This is a genomic window from Xanthomonas campestris pv. campestris str. ATCC 33913, from assembly GCF_000007145.1.
Taxonomy (GTDB): Bacteria; Pseudomonadota; Gammaproteobacteria; order Xanthomonadales; family Xanthomonadaceae; genus Xanthomonas; species Xanthomonas campestris.
Genome location: NC_003902.1, coordinates 1,429,663 through 1,446,511, shown reverse-complemented (window position 1 = coordinate 1,446,511; position 16,849 = coordinate 1,429,663). Strand labels below are relative to the sequence as shown.

At 64.4% G+C, this 16,849-nt stretch carries 21 protein-coding genes; 12 read left to right on the top strand and 9 right to left on the bottom strand.

Translation table 11 applies throughout. The features are described from left to right. Positions 1-32 precede the first annotated feature (32 nt). Positions 33-398, top strand: coding sequence for a XopA/Hpa1 family type III secretion system protein (gene xopA / locus XCC_RS06450; protein ID WP_011036435.1), 366 nt, complete (start codon positions 33-35; stop codon positions 396-398). Positions 399-476: 78 nt separating this feature from the next. Here xopA and sctC read toward each other — a convergent pair whose 3' ends face one another. From sctC to XCC_RS06405, 9 genes are all read right to left on the bottom strand, one after another. Continuing rightward, on the bottom strand, positions 477-2,294 hold the full coding sequence (sctC, locus tag XCC_RS06445; RefSeq protein ID WP_011036434.1) for a type III secretion system outer membrane ring subunit SctC: 1,818 nt from the start codon (positions 2,292-2,294) through the stop codon (positions 477-479). A 176-nt stretch (positions 2,295-2,470) separates the two neighbouring features. Beyond that, positions 2,471-3,301 carry a type III secretion system export apparatus subunit SctT gene (gene sctT, locus XCC_RS06440; protein WP_011036433.1) on the bottom strand — a complete coding sequence of 277 codons (831 nt, stop codon included), beginning with the start codon at positions 3,299-3,301 and terminating at the stop codon, positions 2,471-2,473. Continuing rightward, positions 3,298-3,807 (bottom strand): type III secretion protein HrpB7, encoded by a 510-nt coding sequence (locus XCC_RS06435; RefSeq protein ID WP_011036432.1) that lies wholly within the window; start codon positions 3,805-3,807, stop codon positions 3,298-3,300. The genes sctT and XCC_RS06435 overlap by 4 nt, the downstream gene beginning before the upstream one ends. Then, positions 3,800-5,128, bottom strand: coding sequence for a type III secretion system ATPase SctN (gene sctN, locus XCC_RS06430; protein ID WP_011036431.1), 1,329 nt, complete (start codon positions 5,126-5,128; stop codon positions 3,800-3,802). The genes XCC_RS06435 and sctN overlap by 8 nt, the downstream gene beginning before the upstream one ends. Continuing rightward, positions 5,118-5,819, bottom strand: a complete 702-nt coding sequence (gene sctL / locus XCC_RS06425; RefSeq protein ID WP_011036430.1) for a type III secretion system stator protein SctL — start codon at positions 5,817-5,819, stop codon at positions 5,118-5,120. The genes sctN and sctL overlap by 11 nt, the downstream gene beginning before the upstream one ends. Further along, on the bottom strand, positions 5,804-6,433 hold the full coding sequence (locus tag XCC_RS06420; protein ID WP_011036429.1) for a type III secretion protein HrpB4: 630 nt from the start codon (positions 6,431-6,433) through the stop codon (positions 5,804-5,806). The genes sctL and XCC_RS06420 overlap by 16 nt, the downstream gene beginning before the upstream one ends. 9 nt (positions 6,434-6,442) lie before the next feature. Then, a complete protein-coding gene (gene sctJ, locus XCC_RS06415) occupies positions 6,443-7,207 on the bottom strand; it encodes a type III secretion system inner membrane ring lipoprotein SctJ (protein WP_011036428.1) in 765 nt (254 codons plus the stop codon). A 1-nt stretch (position 7,208) separates the two neighbouring features. After that, positions 7,209-7,601 (bottom strand): type III secretion protein HrpB2, encoded by a 393-nt coding sequence (locus tag XCC_RS06410; protein WP_011036427.1) that lies wholly within the window; start codon positions 7,599-7,601, stop codon positions 7,209-7,211. A gap of 31 nt (positions 7,602-7,632) precedes the next feature. Then, positions 7,633-8,088, bottom strand: a complete 456-nt coding sequence (locus tag XCC_RS06405) for an HrpB1 family type III secretion system apparatus protein (protein WP_011036426.1) — start codon at positions 8,086-8,088, stop codon at positions 7,633-7,635. 212 nt (positions 8,089-8,300) lie between these two features. On the opposite strand from XCC_RS06405, the gene sctU reads away from it, so the two are divergent. The 11 genes from sctU (at position 8,301) to XCC_RS06350 (ending at position 16,788) form a co-directional block, all read left to right on the top strand. Next, on the top strand, positions 8,301-9,374 hold the full coding sequence (gene sctU / locus XCC_RS06400; RefSeq protein ID WP_011036425.1) for a type III secretion system export apparatus subunit SctU: 1,074 nt from the start codon (positions 8,301-8,303) through the stop codon (positions 9,372-9,374). A gap of 8 nt (positions 9,375-9,382) precedes the next feature. Then, positions 9,383-11,305, top strand: a complete 1,923-nt coding sequence (locus tag XCC_RS06395) for an FHIPEP family type III secretion protein (RefSeq protein ID WP_011036424.1) — start codon at positions 9,383-9,385, stop codon at positions 11,303-11,305. After that, positions 11,305-11,940, top strand: coding sequence for a type III secretion system protein SctP (gene sctP, locus XCC_RS06390; RefSeq protein ID WP_043877809.1), 636 nt, complete (start codon positions 11,305-11,307; stop codon positions 11,938-11,940). The genes XCC_RS06395 and sctP overlap by 1 nt, the downstream gene beginning before the upstream one ends. A gap of 93 nt (positions 11,941-12,033) precedes the next feature. Next, positions 12,034-12,987 (top strand): type III secretion system cytoplasmic ring protein SctQ, encoded by a 954-nt coding sequence (sctQ, locus tag XCC_RS06385; protein ID WP_029629008.1) that lies wholly within the window; start codon positions 12,034-12,036, stop codon positions 12,985-12,987. Then, a complete protein-coding gene (gene sctR, locus XCC_RS06380) occupies positions 12,974-13,618 on the top strand; it encodes a type III secretion system export apparatus subunit SctR (RefSeq protein ID WP_006451038.1) in 645 nt (214 codons plus the stop codon). The genes sctQ and sctR overlap by 14 nt, the downstream gene beginning before the upstream one ends. A 4-nt stretch (positions 13,619-13,622) precedes the next feature. Then, positions 13,623-13,883, top strand: coding sequence for a type III secretion system export apparatus subunit SctS (gene sctS, locus XCC_RS06375; protein ID WP_005994479.1), 261 nt, complete (start codon positions 13,623-13,625; stop codon positions 13,881-13,883). Continuing rightward, entirely contained in the window at positions 13,880-14,695 is an 816-nt protein-coding gene (locus XCC_RS06370) for an HpaA protein (RefSeq protein WP_011036420.1), read from the top strand. Before sctS ends, XCC_RS06370 begins: the two co-directional genes overlap by 4 nt. Further along, entirely contained in the window at positions 14,692-15,639 is a 948-nt protein-coding gene (hrpD5, locus tag XCC_RS06365) for an HrpD5 family protein (protein ID WP_011036419.1), read from the top strand. The genes XCC_RS06370 and hrpD5 overlap by 4 nt, the downstream gene beginning before the upstream one ends. A 10-nt stretch (positions 15,640-15,649) precedes the next feature. Then, positions 15,650-15,892, top strand: a complete 243-nt coding sequence (gene hrpD6 / locus XCC_RS06360) for an HrpD6 family protein (RefSeq protein ID WP_011036418.1) — start codon at positions 15,650-15,652, stop codon at positions 15,890-15,892. 85 nt (positions 15,893-15,977) lie between these two features. Beyond that, positions 15,978-16,250, top strand: coding sequence for an HrpE family protein (gene hrpE / locus XCC_RS06355; RefSeq protein WP_011036417.1), 273 nt, complete (start codon positions 15,978-15,980; stop codon positions 16,248-16,250). Between the two features lie 55 nt (positions 16,251-16,305). Further along, positions 16,306-16,788, top strand: coding sequence for a CesT family type III secretion system chaperone (locus tag XCC_RS06350; protein WP_011036416.1), 483 nt, complete (start codon positions 16,306-16,308; stop codon positions 16,786-16,788). Positions 16,789-16,849: the final 61 nt, after the last annotated feature.

The window sequence follows — 16,849 nt, the reverse complement described above, 5'->3', positions numbered from 1 at the left end:
ATCCAGTTCAACCACATGAGACGAGAATCACCATGGACTCATCTATCGGAAACAAATTTTCCAACTTCATCAACCTGCAGACGATGGGCATCGGGCCCCAGCAAACCCAGAACTCCAGTCAGCGCTCGCCTTCGGCTGACTCCGAGCAGCAGCTGGATCAGCTGCTCGCCATGTTCATCATGATGATGCTCCAACAGAGCCAGGGCAGCGATGCCGATCAGGAGTGCGGAGACGAACAACCGCAGAGCGGTCAACAGGACGGTGTGAGTCCGTTGACGCAGATGCTGATGCAGATCGTGATGCAGCTGATGCAGAACCAAGGCGGCGCCGGCATGGGCGGCACCAGCTTGGGTGGCGGCTTCAATGCCAACCTGTCGAGCATCACCGGCCAAGCCTGATTGACCATGCGTGCAGGCTGCCGCGCCGTGCGGCAGCCTGCACGTTGTACCCGTATCGCGTGCAGCCCGACGCGTTGCTCAGGGCGAGACGATATGCGGGGTCAGCAGGAACAACCGCTGCAACCGCGACCCGCTCTGCTGGCGATGCTTGAACAGGTTGCCGACCAATGGAATCCTGGACAGCCCGGGGACGTTGTTCAGATCTGTCTGATCGGTGTCGGAAGCATAACCGGCGATCAGCAGGCTCTGGCCCTCGTTGACGAAGGCCTGCGTGGTGATCTCGCTGGAGGTGATGACGGGAATGCCATCGACGGTATTGGCGCCCAACTGCCCGTCTTCGATACGCACATCCAGGCGCATCTGACCATTTGGCGACCCCGGCACCACACTTGGCAATACGCGTAGCGATACACCCGCGGACAGGTTGTAGAGGTCGGCGGATGCATAACCGCTGACACGCACGAATGCCTGTTGCTTGTGGTCCATCACCGCTTCCACGTTGTCCAGCGTCGCCACCTGCGGGGTGGAGACGATCTTGGCCTTGTTGGTCTGCTCGAGCGCCGAGACGCGCGTCATCAGGTAACGCCCTGCATCGCCCAGGACAGCGGTCAACGTCCCGCCCAACGGCGCGGCTGCACCGGCGGCTGCTGCACCGCTCAAGCTGCCATCGTAGCCAAGCTGGCCACCACGCCCGTCGCCGGTCTGCACATCCACACGCCGGCTGTGGAACCGCCAGTCCACGCCGAGATCCTGCAGGGCGCCGTCGCGGATCTCGATGATGGTGGCATCGATCTGCAGCAGCTTGGGACGGTTGTCGAGCTGCTGGATCAACGTGCCATAGGCGGCCATCCGCTCGGGGCGGTCGCGAATGAGAATGCCGTTGGTGCGCGGGTCGGCTTCGATCACCGGCGCGTCGGATGCCAGCTCACCGCCGCTGCCGGCGTCCACCGCCAGCGGCGCATCGCGTCTGGCCTGGCTCATCTCCGGCCACACGCTGGCCGGCGCATTGGCGCTATTGCCACTGCCCGGCAACGGCGGACTGACCGGCACCCGCTCGGACGGCGACCCAGCGCCGAACCACGACGCAGGCAAACCGAGAATGCCGCTGCCGCCACTCTGGCGCTGACCGCTGTTGCCGAAGGTATTGGACGAGCCACCGCCGATCGGTTGCACACGCCCGAAATTCGCGCCTGGCCCGGGCAGCGCCGCAGTGGGCGCGCCACGCACGCCGTATATGTTGCGCAACAGGCTGGCCATGCCCGGCACCTGGATGTCTTGACCACCGATGCGGGTGGTGTGGTCGGCCGCCTGCGCATAATGCAGCTGAAACACCTGCACTTCGGTGGCGTCGCGTTGGCGCGCGACCTGCTCGACCTGCTTGGCGATCGCCGCGACGGTATCCACATAACCCGGCGGGCCCGACACCACCGCCAGGTGCGCTGTCTCGTCATAACGGACCGGAAAGCGCGGATCGTCCAGCCGCATGCGCGCAAGCGCATCGCGCAGCGCACTCGTCGATGCAGCGCCCAAACTCAAGGTCGCATTCTTGGTCTCGTTCGCGCCCCAGATTCTGAGCACCGAGCCATCGTAATACCAGACAAAACCGAACGTGCCCGATAGATCGTCGAGAAACTTCTGCGGAGTGGCTTCGAATTTGCCACTGAGCGTGCCGGTCACCTCCGGTGAAATCCAGGTGGTGATGGATTGGCTGGCGGACAGGTCGCGCAGCACCTCCTTGAGATCCTTGCGGTCGGCAACGTATTTGAAGCTGCGCGAGTGCCACGGCACCGACGCGGCGTTGGCATGCGGCGGCAGCAGCGGCAGCAAGCCAAGCAACAAGGCAGCGGCCAACGGCGCGCGTCGATGGCGGTGAACTGGAGGACAGGCGTATGCCATTGCGTTCCCTCTGCGAGGAAGTGAAAGAACATCGGAAAGGCAGCGCGCCTGGCGTGCACGCGTCTGCAGTGAATTGCGTGCCGGATGAGCCGGACTGGGACCGCAACGTTGCGCAGCACGTTGGCACTCCTGCAATCAGCGCCGGCAGCACACGGCCGTTGGTGTCTCAACAAGGATCAGTGCGATGCGCCTCCTTTTGCACTTGCGTTGGCGGCATCGTGCAACTGCTGCTGGAAGTGGAGGAAGCCGAGTGCGTCACCGGATTGCGCAATGAACACGCTGGTCAGCAAGGCCAGCAGCAGCAGCGCCAGCACCCCACGGATCGGTTGACTCAGATTGGAGGGGTCCAGCTTGTCGGCGGCGCGCGCCACAAAGCCGATGGCCAGATCCACCAGCACCAGCACCAACATCACTGGTGCGGACAGCTTGACGATGGCGGCCATCATGCCGTCGGTCTGCTGGATGACGAACGACTCGCCGATCGCTCCCATGTCCGGCATGAGCTGGCTCAGCGGCCACCAGCGAAACGATTCGAACAGCGCGCCGAGCAGCATCAGCATGCCGCCCAGCGCGTAGAACGACACGATCGCCAACTGCATCAACACGGTGGAGACCGGCGTGCTCTGCTCACCGCTCAACGGGTTGATCATCTGCACGTTGTTGTAGCCGGACACATCGTCGATGAGCAGGCCCACACTTTCGGCAACCCAGAACACCGTGGATGCGGCAAACCCGATCAGCAGGCCGATAAAGGCTTCCTTGAACACCAGCCCCACCAGGCCGGCCGCTTCGATCCTGGCCAGCGCATCGGCCGGTTGTCCGTAGGCGATGAACGAACTCAGCACATAGATCACGCCGTTGCGCGTCATTCCGGGAAGACTGTCCTGCGCGGTTGCCGGCAGCACGAAGAACAACACGAACACGCGCACACCGCACAGCGCCAGCAGGGTCAGCAGCGACACGCCCTGGGATGACAGCGCCAGCAGCGCGGTGGCGGTGTCGCTCATGGCCCCACTCCGCGGGCGGCACGATGCAGACGCAGCCCGATCAAGGCTTCGATCGCGTCTTCCTCCTCGGCCGCTTCGCGTTGGGCTTGCCAGGCACGGCGCGCGCGGGCGGCTTTTTCCGCATACACCTGCGCCTGCGCCTCCAGCCTGCTCACTGTCTGTTGCACAGTCGCCACCTCATCGTGCGCGCGCTGCAACGCCTGCGTCGCTGCGACCAGCGCCTGCTCTGCGGCGCCGCAGCGCTCTTCCAGCACTGCGCGGAAGCGCTGGTGCTGCAGGATCGCCTCGATGCCGATCGGCTCACCCGCGCCGGCCGTGTCGGCCAGCGCGGCATCGAACGCGGCCAGGCGCGTGGTGCAGGCGTCGGCCTGCTGACTGCAACTGGCGCGCTCGCCATCGCACTGCTCCAGCGCACGCCTGCAGTCGCTCAGGTGGTCCTGCATCCGCTGGTAACGGCGCGTCTTCAGCTGCTGCAACGTCCTCCAGGTGCTGACACGCTCACGCATCGTCGATCACGCCGGCAAGCTGTTCCAGGATGGTGTCATAGTCGCTGAGCTGATCGGTGGGCTGGCTCAGGAAGTCGCGTATCGCATCGATCCTGGCGATCGCTTCGTCGGCGACCGCATCGCTGCCGTGGCGGTATTCGCCGACCTGCAGCAAGGTCTCCACCTCGTTGTGCTTGGCCAGCAAACGCCGCAGCTGGCCGGCGTACTGGCGTTGTTCGGCAGAGACGATCTGGCTCATCACCCGGCTCAGGCTTCCCAGCACATCGATCGCCGGGTACTGGTTCCTGGCGGCGATCTCGCGCGACAGAATCAGATGGCCATCCAGGATGCCGCGCACTTCTTCGGCGATCGGATCGCTGCCGGTGTCGTCTTCGGCCAGCACCGTGTAGAACGCGGTGATCGAGCCCGTCTCGCCCATGCCGGCACGTTCGAGCAGGCGCGGCAACTCGGCGAACACCGACGGCGGGAAGCCGCGACGCGTGGGCGGCTCGCCGGCAGCCAGACCGATCTCGCGTTGTGCGCGGGCAAAGCGCGTCAGCGAGTCCATCATCAGCAGAACCCGCATGCCCCGATCGCGAAAATATTCGGCGATGGCGGTGCCGACATAAGCCGCCTTGGCGCGCTCGATGGAGGAGCGATCGGAGGTCGCGCACACCACCACGCTGCGTGCCAGACCGTCCGGGCCAAGAATCATCTCGATGAATTCACGCACTTCGCGCCCGCGCTCGCCGATCAGCACGATCACGTTGACATCGCACTGCGTGCCCCGCGCGAACATCCCGATCAAGGTGCTCTTGCCGACGCCAGCTGCGGCGAAAATGCCCATGCGCTGGCCTTCGCCCAGCGTCATCAGGCCATCGACGATGCGCACACCGGTCGGTAGCGGCTGTTCGATCAGGCGCCGGCGCATCGGATCCGGCGCCTGCGCCTGGATCTGCACCCAATCGTCGCCTGCAAGCGGCCCCTGGCCGTCCGCCGGCTCGCCCAGTCCATCGAGAACGCGCCCCAGCAGCGCCGATCCGACCGGCACCGCCAAGGGACGCCCCAATCCGATCACGCGCGTCTGGCGCGACAACCCCACCAGCTCGCCAAACGGCGCCAGCAAGGCGAGAGTGCGGCTGAAGCCCACCACCTCGGCACGCTGCAACAGCGTGCCGTCGCGCTGGCGCAACTCGCACACCTCGCCCAGGCTGACCTGCACACCAGCCACCTTGAGCATGGTGCCGATCACTTCGACCACCTTGCCGTAGCGGCGGCCGAACGCGAGCGCGGCCAGTTCGCGCTCGAGCGTCGTCTGCAGCAGCGGCATCTCAGCAAGCATCCGGCACCGCCTGCGGCGTGGCCAACACGCGGCGAATGACGCGCCGGAGACTGCGCAGCTGATCACGCAGATCGGTCTCGAACACGCCGGTATCCCATTCGCACACGCAGGCACCCAAGGCCAGAGTCGTATCACCGCACAGTTCCACCGGCATGCTCCATCCGCCGGCCGCTGCGGCCGCATCGAAGGCGCGCCGTGCATCGTCCAGCGCATCGGGATGCACGCTCACCTGCAGGGCGTTCGCCTCGTCCAGGGCGCCGTCCAGCGCCTGTGCGGCGCGCGCGTACAGCGCCGCAGGATCGTGCCCGTGCAGAACCTGCTCGCAGGCGTGCGCGACGATCTCGGCCAGGCGCTCGCGGGCGCGCCGTGCGGCGTCCTGGGCCGCGAAGGCATGCCGCACGCCGCGCTCGTTCCACGCGTCGAGCTGACGGCGCAGCCCGGCGGCATAGCCCAGGCGTGCACTGCGCTCGGCCCTGTCGTGGGCATCCTGAAGGATGGCCTCGGCCTGCCGTTGGGCAGCGTCGAGCAGCGCCTGCGCACGCGTCTGGGCGTCCGCCAGCGCCTGCGCGCAACGCGCGTGCACCTGTGCACCCGCTGCGTCCAGTTCCAGCACACAGGCCAATGCCTCGCGTGGGATGACCTCGCAGTCAAGGCCGACCGCTTCCGGTGTGGACCTCAGCCAAAGACGCATGGCAGCTCCGGCAACAGGGTGGGCAGCGCCCGCAGGAATGCATCGCTCGCGCCATCTGCCGCGATGGGCACCACACGGGCAGCGCCCAGCGGCAAGCACAGCGCCAGCACCTTGGCGATGCAGGGGTCGGGCCAGACACCATCGGCCTGCATTCGACGCCAGCCATCGCCGATCCATGCCGCCTGGTCGGCATCGTGCGGCAACAGCGGCGCTGTCATGCCGGTGCCTGCGCAATGGCGCACATAGTCAAGCACCGCCGGCCCCACCCGCTGCTCGAACCAGCTCAGGCGCTCGCGCTCGATACAGCGGCGCAGCGCCAGTGCGCGCGAAAACAACGCGCGGCTCATCAACACCCTGGCGAGCAGATCGGGCGCGAGCACGACCAGCCGATTGGCCAGCGGATCCAGTGCGCCGACCTGCATGCTCGCCCATCCCGACCAGGCCTGGATCACGCGCATACGGCGCTGCGCCGCTGCACGTTCCCAGCCCAGCGCAGCGACCGGACCCAGCCAGTGCGCCACCCGCTCTGCATCCAGCGATTGCGCCAGCGTGGACACGGCCGCCGTCCATCGTTGAAGCCACCGTGCTGTGTTGTCGATCCGTGCCTTGTCCATCCGCCGGCCTCACCCCGCATGTTTTCTGGACAACGCGCGCAGGCGCTGCCAGCCGCCCCAGCGGCGCGCATTGGCGCTCGGCCACCAATACAGCGCTGCCGCAGCGACCGCCACGCACAGCGCCAGCGCGCATCCAACCAGCCACGGCCACGCCCAGGCACGCGGCGGCGCCGATGCAGCGAACTGCGCATCGCTCTCCGCCCCGCCCGGCACCAGCGTGACGCTGACGTTCTCGTAGGTCAGTCCTTCCACGCTGTGCATCACCAGGGTCTTGATGCTGGGCACCAGGCTGGTCAGATCGCTACCGACGCGAAACTTGATGAACACCGCAGCGCTGGAGGGTTTGACCGATGCCGAAAGCGGGTCGTTATTGGGAAGCACGATCTGCACATCGGCCGCGATCACGCCATCGATATTCGACAGGGTCTGCGACAGCTGCTGCGACACGCCATAGATGAAGCGCACGCGTTCTTCGGTGGGTGTGGAGATCAGGCCGTCTTTCTTGAACATCTCGCCGAGATTGGCGTGTCGCTCATGCGGCATGCCATGCGTGCGCAGCACGTTCAATGCGTACGCCACCTGATCGTGCGGCGCGTTGACCGCCCAGGTCTTGCCGTCATCGGGCGTGAGCTTTTCTGCATCCACACCGGCCGTCAGCAGCACGGCCAGCATGTCGTTGGCGTCGTTCTCGGTCAGCCCGGAATACAGCTGCTGGTCGCAGCCGGACAGCAGCAGTGCGAGCAGCAACACCACCAGATATCTGAGCGTTCGCATGCTATTGGTTCTTGAACAGTGTCTGCACGGCGTTCTTGCCGGACTGTGCCAGGCTGACGCTGACGTTGAGGTTGAAACCGACCATCGTCAGCTCGTTAATCAACTTCATTTCCTCAGCCGCAATTTCCTCCAGCCCCATCTTTGGCGCATTGGCGCCGAACGCATCAACATGCTCGGTCATGGCCCGCACGCCGTCGTTCTGCATGTCCACCATGCGGCTGATCATGCTCGGCTCTCCCACGCGCTGCATGGCAGGCGGCAGCGGGCAGGAGGATTGCATCAGCGCCTGGAAGCGATTGACGAGCGACTGGTTCGGTGCGGCCGTCGGCGATACCGCAGGCGTGGACAGGCCGGTACTTGCAGTGATCGGTACAACAGGAGGAATGAGCGCCATGGCATGTTCCGCAGGCTGGGTAAAGTTCGGGTCAGGCGCGCAGATACTGGGCGTTGGGAACGTCCATCGGCGCGGCGGATTCGGCCGCCGCTTCCAGCGGCGCGGGTGCCGGGGTGTAGCGTCCTGACAGCGCCTTGACCAGTCCAACGGCGTCGGCATCGGCGTCCTCTTCGATCAGGCCCTCTGCAATGCCATGCCAGGACGGGTCGCCCACCGCAAACAGGCAACACGCGTACAAGGCCTTGCACAACGGCTCGGAGCCCGCATCGGCCTCCAGCTCACGCAGCAGGCGCGCGCCCTCCAGATAACTGCCGCGCTTGATCGCAATCCAGGCATCGAAGGTATCCAGCGCCTTCAACTCTGGCCGCAGTACTCGCACGGCGGCCAGCACCGCTGCGGCCTCTTCGATTTTTTCGTGGGTCAGCCCGACCGTGATCAGTTCGATCAGCCCGCTCACGACCGAACCGGGACATTCAATCTTTTCCATACCGCACCTCTTCATTCAATGGCCGTGGACAGCATGCGTGCGTAACGTACGCTTCGGCGCCAACGAAGACTTTTCAGAAGCGAACATCGGAATGCCATCGCGAACAAACACGTCGTGCTTCGTACACCCATGCACACGTTCGCCTTGGAAGCGGATCGTCCGGCGACGGCTCGCTCAGAATGGGGGTGCAGCAATAGCGGCCGGAGATCGCCATGTCGGATGAGAAGACCGAGAAGCCGACAGAAAAGAAACTGCAGGATGCGCGCAGGGATGGGGAAGTCCCGATCAGCCCGGACGTCACTGCCGCCGCAGTGCTGCTGGCCGCGCTGCTGGTGATGAAGCTGGCAGGCAGCTATTTTGTCGAACATCTGCGTGCATTGATGTCGATCGGTTTCGACTTCACCACCAATACGCGCGATGCCACCGCCTTGCACCGTGCGCTCGGTCGCATCGGCATCCAGGGTGTCTTGCTGACGCTGCCCTTCGTGACGGCCTGCCTGGCCGCAGGATTGATCGGCACCTTTGTGCAGACCGGGCTTAATGCCTCGCTCAAACCGGTCACGCCCAAATTCGATTCGCTCAACCCCGTCAACGGCGTCAAAAAACTTTTTTCGTTACGCAGTCTCATCAACCTGCTGAAGCTGGGCATCAAGGCGGCCGTGATCGGCGTGGTGCTGTGGTACGGCCTTCGTGCACTCATGCCGACCATCATCGGGCTCGCCTACCAGCCACCGGCCGACATCGCCCAGATCGGCTGGCGCGCACTGGGCATTTTGTGCGCCCTGGCGGTCCTGGTGTTCGTGCTGGTCGGCGCGGCGGACTGGAGCGTGCAGCATTGGTTGTTCATTCGCGACAAGCGCATGAGCAAGGACGAGCAGAAGCGCGAACACAAGGAGAGCGAAGGCGACCCGGAAGTGAAGGGAAAGCGCAAGGAATTCGCCAAGGAACTGGTCTTCGGCGACCCGCGCGAGCGCGTTGCCAAGGCCAAGGTGATGGTGGTCAACCCGACCCATTACGCCGTCGCGCTCGCCTACGAACCGGACGGCTTCGGTCTGCCGCAGGTGGTTGCCAAGGGCGTGGACGAGGGCGCACTGGAACTGCGTGCCTATGCGCACAACCAGGGCATTCCGATCGTGGCGAACCCGCCGTTGGCACGTGCGCTGCATGAGGTCGAACTGGGCGAGGCGGTTCCCGAATCGCTGTTCGAAACGGTGGCGGTGGTGCTGCGCTGGGTCGATGAACTGGGCCGCGACAACGATGAAGGCAGCGGTCCGCTGCCCTGCTAGGAGATGGCATGCGCGTAACACGGTATTTTGCATACACCGGTGAAGTGGCGATCGCCGCCTTGGTGGTGGCGGTCATCGGCTTGATGATCCTGCCGCTGCCTACCCCGCTGATCGATACGCTGCTGGGCATCAACATCACGCTGAGCGTGGTGTTGCTGATGGTCACGATGTATGTGCCCGACTCGATCTCGCTGTCGTCGTTTCCCTCGTTGCTGCTGTTCACCACGCTGCTGCGGCTGTCGTTGAACATCGCATCGACGAAATCGATCCTGCTGCACGCCGAAGCCGGCCACATCATCGAGAGCTTCGGCGAGCTGGTGGTGGGCGGCAATCTGGTGGTGGGCCTGGTGGTGTTCCTGATCATCACCACGGTGCAATTCATCGTGATCGCCAAAGGTTCCGAGCGCGTTGCGGAAGTCGGCGCGCGCTTCACCCTGGATGCGATGCCGGGCAAGCAGATGAGCATCGACGCCGACCTGCGCGGCGGCAATCTGACTGCAGACGAAGCACGCCGCAAACGCGCCCGGCTGGCCATCGAGAGTCAACTGCACGGCGGCATGGATGGCGCCATGAAATTCGTCAAGGGCGATGCGATCGCCGGCCTGGTGATCACCATGGTCAACATCTTGGCCGGCATCGTGGTAGGCGTGACCTACCACGGCATGAGCGCGGGCGAGGCCGCCAACCGCTTTGCGATCCTGTCGGTAGGCGATGCGATGGTGTCGCAGATCGCCTCGCTGCTGATCTCGGTGGCGGCCGGCGTCATGATCACCCGCGTCGCCAACGAGAATGAAACCAAGATCAGCTCGCTCGGGCTCGACATCGGCCGCCAGCTCACCAGCAACGCACGTGCCTTGATGGCAGCGAGTGTGCTGCTGGCCTGCTTTGCGTTCGTGCCGGGATTTCCGGCGCTGCTGTTCCTGCTGCTGGCAGCGGCGGTCGGTGCCGGGGGCTATACGATCTGGCGCAAGCAACGCGACACCAGCGGGAGCGATCAGCCCGCACTGCCATCAACCAGCCGCAAAGGTGCCAAAGGCGATGCGCCGCACATCCGCAAGAGCGCCCCGGATTTCGCCTCGCCCTTGTCGATGCGGCTTTCGCCGCAACTGGCTGCACGGCTCGACCCGGCGCTGCTGGATCAGGCGATCGAAAGCGAGCGGAGGCAATTGGTCGAGCTGCTGGGATTGCCGTTCCCGGGGATCGCGATATGGCAGAGCGAATCCCTGCAGGGCCTGCAGTACGAAGTGTTGATCCACGATGTGCCGGAAACCCGCAGCGCGTTGAGCGATACGGCGGACATGCAGAAAGCGCTGGCCCAACAAGCCATCGCACCGTTGCATGCACGCGCGCATCTGTTCGTCGGCATCCAGGAGACGCAGTGGATGCTGGAACAGGTGGGCGCGGACTATCCCGGGCTGGTTGCAGAGGTCAACAAGGCCATGCCAGCCCAACGCATCGCCGATGTGTTGCGGCGACTGCTGGAAGAACGCATCCCGGTGCGCAACATCAAGAGCATCCTGGAGAGCCTGGTGGTGTGGGGACCGAAGGAAAAGGATCTGCTGATGCTGACCGAGTATGTGCGCTGCGATCTCGGCCGCTATCTTGCGCACACCGCGACCGCAGGCACCGGACAGCTGCCTGCGGTGATGCTCGACCACGCCGTGGAACAGTTGATCCGGCAGTCGATTCGCGCCACACCGGCCGGCAATTTCCTGGCGCTGCCACCGGAGCAGGCCAATCAGCTGGTCGAGCAGGTGGAACGCATCGTCGAAGATCAGGCGCGGCATCCACTGGCAGTGGTCGCCTCGATGGACGTGCGGCGTTATGTGCGCCGCATGATCGAGGCACGCCTGAACTGGCTGGAGGTGTATTCGTTCCAGGAACTGGGCGCAGAGGTGCAGCTGCAGCCGATCGGCAGAGTGGTGGCCTGATGCGCAAGCCACCGGTCCGCCATGTGCGCATCCTGCCCATTGCCGGCGCACCGCTGCAGCCGCACGCAGCGGCAGCACCGGCGCGTGCGACGCAACGTGTCAGCTTCATGCAACTGCGCCGACGCCTGAGCAGCGTGCTGGCCGGATTGCCGGACACGGTGGTGCCGGAGGACGGCGACGACGATCCGACGCTGGCCGAAGTGATGGATGCTGCCAGCGACGATCACGGACCCGCAGCGCTGCCAACCGCACCGCCCTGCCTGGATGACGGCAATCGTCGACAGATCGCCCGAGGCGATGACGGCGACGCACTGGGTCGGCAGATCGCCACCGAGTGGATCCGCACCCAACGCGCGCAGCTGGCCATCAACCACATCGCGCTGCGGGTTGCCGAGTTTTGCAACGCCACGCCGGTACGCGGCGCAGGTACCTGGGAAGCGTGGCTGGAGATCAACCACGACATCCTGCCGCAGACCACGCTGTTCTTGCGGCTTTCGCCAGACCAGCTATCGCTTCGCTTCGACAGCGGCTCGCCGGAGACGCGCGAGGTACTTTTGAATGGAAGAAAACGTTTGGATACTGCATTGAAGGCTGCGCTCAGCGACACGCTTCAGATCAGCATCGAGGTCGTCTAGCGCTGCATCTGCAGCAAACCAGCCATAGCGAGGGACGCCGTGTTGTCAACAGAGCCGAGCCTGACGTCGCCGGCACGCGACTTGTCGCAGGCGCTGACCCACGTGCCCGCCGTGCGCGCGCAGCTGGGCAGAGTGCTCTGCGATCCGCGTGCGGCACAGCGTTGCGGCTACACCGCGCAACGCCGCGGCATTCGGGCTGCGGATGCAGCGCGCCTGCAGCTGCAGTTCGATAGCGGCAGTCTGGAGTTGCGGATCGCGGCACGCGACGGCCTGGCGCTGCTGTTGAACGAAGCCGATGACGCACTGCGCGTGGCGATCGCCGGTGTGCTGTTGAGCGATGATCTGCGCGCCCTGGAACCACTGGGACTAGGCGCTGCCGAGGTGGTCGCCTTCGAGCGCTGTGCGGATGCGGTCGATCGCCTCGATATCGGCATCACGCTGGGCGGCATCGACGCAATCGCAGAGACCGCCAGCCCGCTGCTGCTTGCCGCGCTGCAAACGGCTAGCGCTGCGCTGGCTCAGCCATCGCCACTGCCGGCCTGGCTGAGCGCACTGCGGGTGACTACGCGCCTGCGTATCGGCCAGCGCACGGCAACGGCGGCGTTGCTGCAATCGCTGCGCCCGGGCGATGTCCTGTTGCACGCTCTCGCCACGGCTCCCGTGCGCAGCGGCGAGCTGCTCTGGGGCATCCCTGGAGGTGCAGTGTTGCGCGCTCCGGTACGCCTGACCCTGCAACAGATGATTCTGGAGACTGCCCCCACCATGCAGCACGATATGCCCGCGTCCGACTCCTCATCGTCCGCCACCGATGTGGCGGCACTGGAACTGCCCGTACAGCTGGAAGTGGACCAGCTTGCGCTGTCTCTATCCGTGCTGTCGGGCTTGCAGCCCGGCCAGATCCTCGAGCTGTCGGTGCCGGTGGACCAGGCCGACATCCGCCTGGTCGTCTACGGCCAGACCATCGGCATCGGCAGATTGCTGGCGGTGGGCGAACATCTCGGCGTGCAGATCCTCAGCATGTCGGAGACTGCGCATGCAGATGCCTGATGTCGGCTCGCTGCTGCTGGTGGTCATCATGCTGGGGCTGCTGCCCTTCGCAGCGATGGTAGTCACCTCCTACACCAAGATCGTGGTCGTGCTCGGCTTGCTGCGCAATGCCATCGGCGTGCAGCAGGTGCCGCCGAACATGGTGCTCAACGGCGTCGCGTTGCTGGTGTCGTGCTTTGTGATGGCGCCGGTGGGCATGGAGGCGTTCAAGGCCGCGCAGAATTACAGTCCCGGTGCCGACAACAGCCGTGTAGTGGTATTGCTCGATGCCTGTCGCGAACCGTTTCGGCAGTTCCTGCTCAAGCACACCCGCGAGCGCGAGAAAGCCTTTTTCATTCGCTCGGCGCAGCAGATCTGGCCCAAGGACAAGGCCGATACGCTCAAGCCTGACGATCTTCTGGTGCTGGCACCGGCATTCACGCTGAGCGAGCTGACCGAGGCATTCCGCATCGGATTTCTGCTGTATCTGGTCTTCATCGTGATCGATCTGGTGGTGGCCAATGCGTTGATGGCGATGGGCCTTTCGCAGGTGACGCCAACCAACGTGGCCATTCCGTTCAAACTGCTGTTGTTCGTGGCGCTGGATGGCTGGTCCATGCTGATCCATGGCCTGGTCCTGAGTTATCGGTGACGCCATGGACCATGACGATCTGGTGCGATTCACTTCCGAAGCCTTGTTGCTGTGCCTCAAGGTGTCGTTGCCGGTGGTCGGCGTTGCCGCAGTGGCCGGGCTGCTGATCGCCTTCATCCAGGCAGTGATGTCGCTGCAGGATGCCTCGATTTCGTTCGCGCTCAAGCTGGTGGTGGTGGTGGCTGCCATCGCAGTCACTGCGCCCTGGGGCGCCTCGGCAATCATGCAGTTCGGTCAGGCGCTGATGCAGGCGGCGTTTCCATGATCCGGCGCATTTCGCCAGGCGCTGTGCCTCCGTCGCTGCCGAGCGCGCCCGGCGCATCGCACCACCACGCAGATGCGCCGCAGGCTGGCGTGCAGCCGCCGGCGGACACGGCACATCATGCACCCCGTCTGCGCCCCGCCCCGCCGCGCAAGCGGCGACGCGGCATGCGCTCGCTGGATGGCATGGACGACGAACTCGACGCCACCGAACTGGAAGAAGCCGAAGCGGCACGCGTCTCGGCGCTGCGCGGCCGGGTCAGCATCGCAGTCGCTCAGCCACAGGGCCAGGGACAACGCCAGGATGATCAGCACGGCGAGGGCGGCAACGCGCAGGCCGGCGATCCGCAGGCCGGTACGTGGCCGATCGCCGCGCCATCGCAGGTAGACGACAGCGCCCGTGCCAGCGTCCAGGAAGTGCTCGACCGCTACGCGGCGACCCCTGCCGCCGACCAGACGATCCGGCGACGCGCGCTTGCCGTTGCGCTGGTTGAGTTGCGTGCGATCGGTGTCGCCCATCCTGCCGCAGCACAGTTGACGACCATGGTCTGGAGGTTGATGCGCGAGCATCTGCACTCGGGCAGCGCAGGCGCAGCTGCCGAAACCCTGCAGGCCTTGCGCAAGCGCCTGCTGGATCTGGTGCCGGCGCAACCGGATACATCGCCTGCACTGCGCAGTTTCCATCTGCTGCTGCCGTTGATGCTGCTCAACGCAGAAAAACCGCGTAAACGCCTCGATCGCGCGCGTGCCATCACGCGTTTGAACACGCTATTGATTGAACACCACGATGGGACCGCTCAGGAGATTCGCGCATGACCATGCAACTTCGCGTGCTGACGGGAATCCATGCCGGCGCACGATTAGATTTGCAGCCAGGCAGCTATACGTTAGGCGCCGATCCCCAAGCCGAAATCCGGATCGAAGATTGGCCTGATTGTTCGCTCATCATCGAGGTGGATGCAGATGGTCAAGTGTGTTATCGCAGCGAAGCGTTGCCAACGACAGCCTTTGTTGCGCTGCATCCGGTGCGCTTTGGTCCGTTGGTGCTCTGCATGGGCGACGCTGCGGCCGATTGGCCGGACGATGTTGCGCTGCTGGAGCAGCTACTGTCGCCCGCCGCGACACCGGCAGCGCCTTCGCCACGCAGGTCCAGGCGCACTGCATTGCGTGCAGTGGTGGGCGCCATGCTAGCGCTGGCCGCCGCGGCACTGCTGCCCTCCCTGCTCCCGGCGTTTCTCTCCGATGCGGCTCCCCCGCGCAGCCAGGACAACCAGCTTAATCAGGTGCGATTCGTGCTGAAACGGCTGGGCTTGCGCGAAGCGCGCGTGGAGCAGGTCGGGTCGCGCGTGCGGGTCGAGGGCCTGGTGACAAGCAGCGCGGATGCGGCACGCCTGCGCGCACAACTGCATCGGGATCAACATGCGGTCACGGTCGATGTGGTGGTGGTGGATGAGGTATTGGCAACCCTGCGCGATACCTTGGCCGACCGCGACCTGAGCGTGCGTTACGACGGCCAGGGTGTTTTTTCGATTGCCGGCAGCAGCGACAACGCCGAGCGTGCGACCCGACGCATCGCCGATCTACGCAGCGATCTGGGCCCGGAAATCCGCACACTGCATGTGGAGATCACCCAGCAGGACCCGTCCGTGAAACCGCCCGCCAATTACGACGCCGCCCTGCTCGCCGACGGGCTGCATTACGTCGAGACGCCGGACGGTACCAAGCACCTGACTTCCCTGCCGCAGCAAGCGGCGCCATGAGAGCCGCACCATGTTCGATGCCATGACCGACACGCTCACCCAGGATATGAGCAAGATCTTGCAGACCAAGGCGCAGGATCTCTCAGGCGAGCGACTGCGCAACATCGAGGCAGCGCTGCACGCGACAGCGCAACAACTCCGTGTGCATTGGTCCGCCGCGAGCGATCAGGCTGCGCGCAACGATTTCATTGTCTTGCACGACGGCATCAACGCTGCACAAGACATCGTCGCGCACATCGCCAGCATGCCTTGATCATCGATTTCCTTGGCCACGTTGGTCAAGCAAAACGCGCCGACAAGCGCTCCACGTTACTTCTCTTCAGCTAAGGAGTATTTATATGCTAAATTTACAATCGATAGTGCCGCGATTGGGCCAGGCCAGGGATCTGCTTGGATCTGACCTTTCAAGCAGATTTGACAATCACACTGCCACTCAGACCTCGGACAATCAGATGGATAGTCTGATGGGTGGCATTGGTAAATCAGCCGCAGCACAGGAGCGCATGAACAACTACCTGACCGCGAAGAAGAACGAACTTGACTTCAACGTGGCGCTCAACAAATTCATCGGCAAGGCAGGCGACAACGCGAAGCAGCTGGTTGGCCAGTAATAGGCCCTGACATGACGCAGGGCCGGTGCATGGCCCTGCGCATGTCGTACGACAGATGAGCAGCACCCGATTCGAAGCGATCGTTCAGCAGATGTGCGAAGCATTGGACCTGCCGGATGTGCAGGCGGTGCTCAGCAGTCGTGTGCTCTGGGTGGAAGGGTTTGAAGTCTATCTGCACATGCCTGCAGCCCAGACCGACGATGAAGCACAGCAAGTTCCGGAAGAAGAAGCGCTGTACCTACGCATCTCCTATGGCCTAGCACCTGCAGGACGCACCTTGACGGTCTTCCGGCTGTTGCTGGAAGCGAATTTGTCGGTGTACGCACAGGACCAGGCGCAACTCGGATTGAACGATGCCGGCGTGATCGTGCTGGTCGTACGTGTTCCACTGGACGACGACGTCGACGGCGCATGGATCTGCGATCTGCTCGCCCACTATGCCGAGCATGGCCGTTACTGGAACAACAACATCTTCATTGCACACGACGAAATGTTCGAAGGAATCGCAACCGGAAATTATCTGTGGCTACGCGCGTGAGGTGCTCGGTCTTGCCTGCCTGCCGATGGTGCTAGAGAGAGACATGCACGCCTCCATAGCA

Bases quoted from the DNA above. Each gene is read 5' to 3' on its own strand.
- xopA (WP_011036435.1), top strand. From the start codon at position 33: ATGGACTCATCTATCGGAAACAAATTTTCCAACTTCATCAACCTGCAG.
- sctC (WP_011036434.1), bottom strand. From the start codon at position 2,294: ATGGCATACGCCTGTCCTCCAGTTCACCGCCATCGACGCGCGCCGTTG.
- sctT (WP_011036433.1), bottom strand. From the start codon at position 3,301: ATGAGCGACACCGCCACCGCGCTGCTGGCGCTGTCATCCCAGGGCGTG.
- XCC_RS06435 (WP_011036432.1), bottom strand. From the start codon at position 3,807: ATGCGTGAGCGTGTCAGCACCTGGAGGACGTTGCAGCAGCTGAAGACG.
- sctN (WP_011036431.1), bottom strand. From the start codon at position 5,128: ATGCTTGCTGAGATGCCGCTGCTGCAGACGACGCTCGAGCGCGAACTG.
- sctL (WP_011036430.1), bottom strand. From the start codon at position 5,819: ATGCGTCTTTGGCTGAGGTCCACACCGGAAGCGGTCGGCCTTGACTGC.
- XCC_RS06420 (WP_011036429.1), bottom strand. From the start codon at position 6,433: ATGGACAAGGCACGGATCGACAACACAGCACGGTGGCTTCAACGATGG.
- sctJ (WP_011036428.1), bottom strand. From the start codon at position 7,207: ATGCGAACGCTCAGATATCTGGTGGTGTTGCTGCTCGCACTGCTGCTG.
- XCC_RS06410 (WP_011036427.1), bottom strand. From the start codon at position 7,601: ATGGCGCTCATTCCTCCTGTTGTACCGATCACTGCAAGTACCGGCCTG.
- XCC_RS06405 (WP_011036426.1), bottom strand. From the start codon at position 8,088: ATGGAAAAGATTGAATGTCCCGGTTCGGTCGTGAGCGGGCTGATCGAA.
- sctU (WP_011036425.1), top strand. From the start codon at position 8,301: ATGTCGGATGAGAAGACCGAGAAGCCGACAGAAAAGAAACTGCAGGAT.
- XCC_RS06395 (WP_011036424.1), top strand. From the start codon at position 9,383: ATGCGCGTAACACGGTATTTTGCATACACCGGTGAAGTGGCGATCGCC.
- sctP (WP_043877809.1), top strand. From the start codon at position 11,305: ATGCGCAAGCCACCGGTCCGCCATGTGCGCATCCTGCCCATTGCCGGC.
- sctR (WP_006451038.1), top strand. From the start codon at position 12,974: ATGCAGATGCCTGATGTCGGCTCGCTGCTGCTGGTGGTCATCATGCTG.
- sctS (WP_005994479.1), top strand. From the start codon at position 13,623: ATGGACCATGACGATCTGGTGCGATTCACTTCCGAAGCCTTGTTGCTG.
- XCC_RS06370 (WP_011036420.1), top strand. From the start codon at position 13,880: ATGATCCGGCGCATTTCGCCAGGCGCTGTGCCTCCGTCGCTGCCGAGC.
- hrpD5 (WP_011036419.1), top strand. From the start codon at position 14,692: ATGACCATGCAACTTCGCGTGCTGACGGGAATCCATGCCGGCGCACGA.
- hrpD6 (WP_011036418.1), top strand. From the start codon at position 15,650: ATGTTCGATGCCATGACCGACACGCTCACCCAGGATATGAGCAAGATC.
- hrpE (WP_011036417.1), top strand. From the start codon at position 15,978: ATGCTAAATTTACAATCGATAGTGCCGCGATTGGGCCAGGCCAGGGAT.
- XCC_RS06350 (WP_011036416.1), top strand. From the start codon at position 16,306: ATGAGCAGCACCCGATTCGAAGCGATCGTTCAGCAGATGTGCGAAGCA.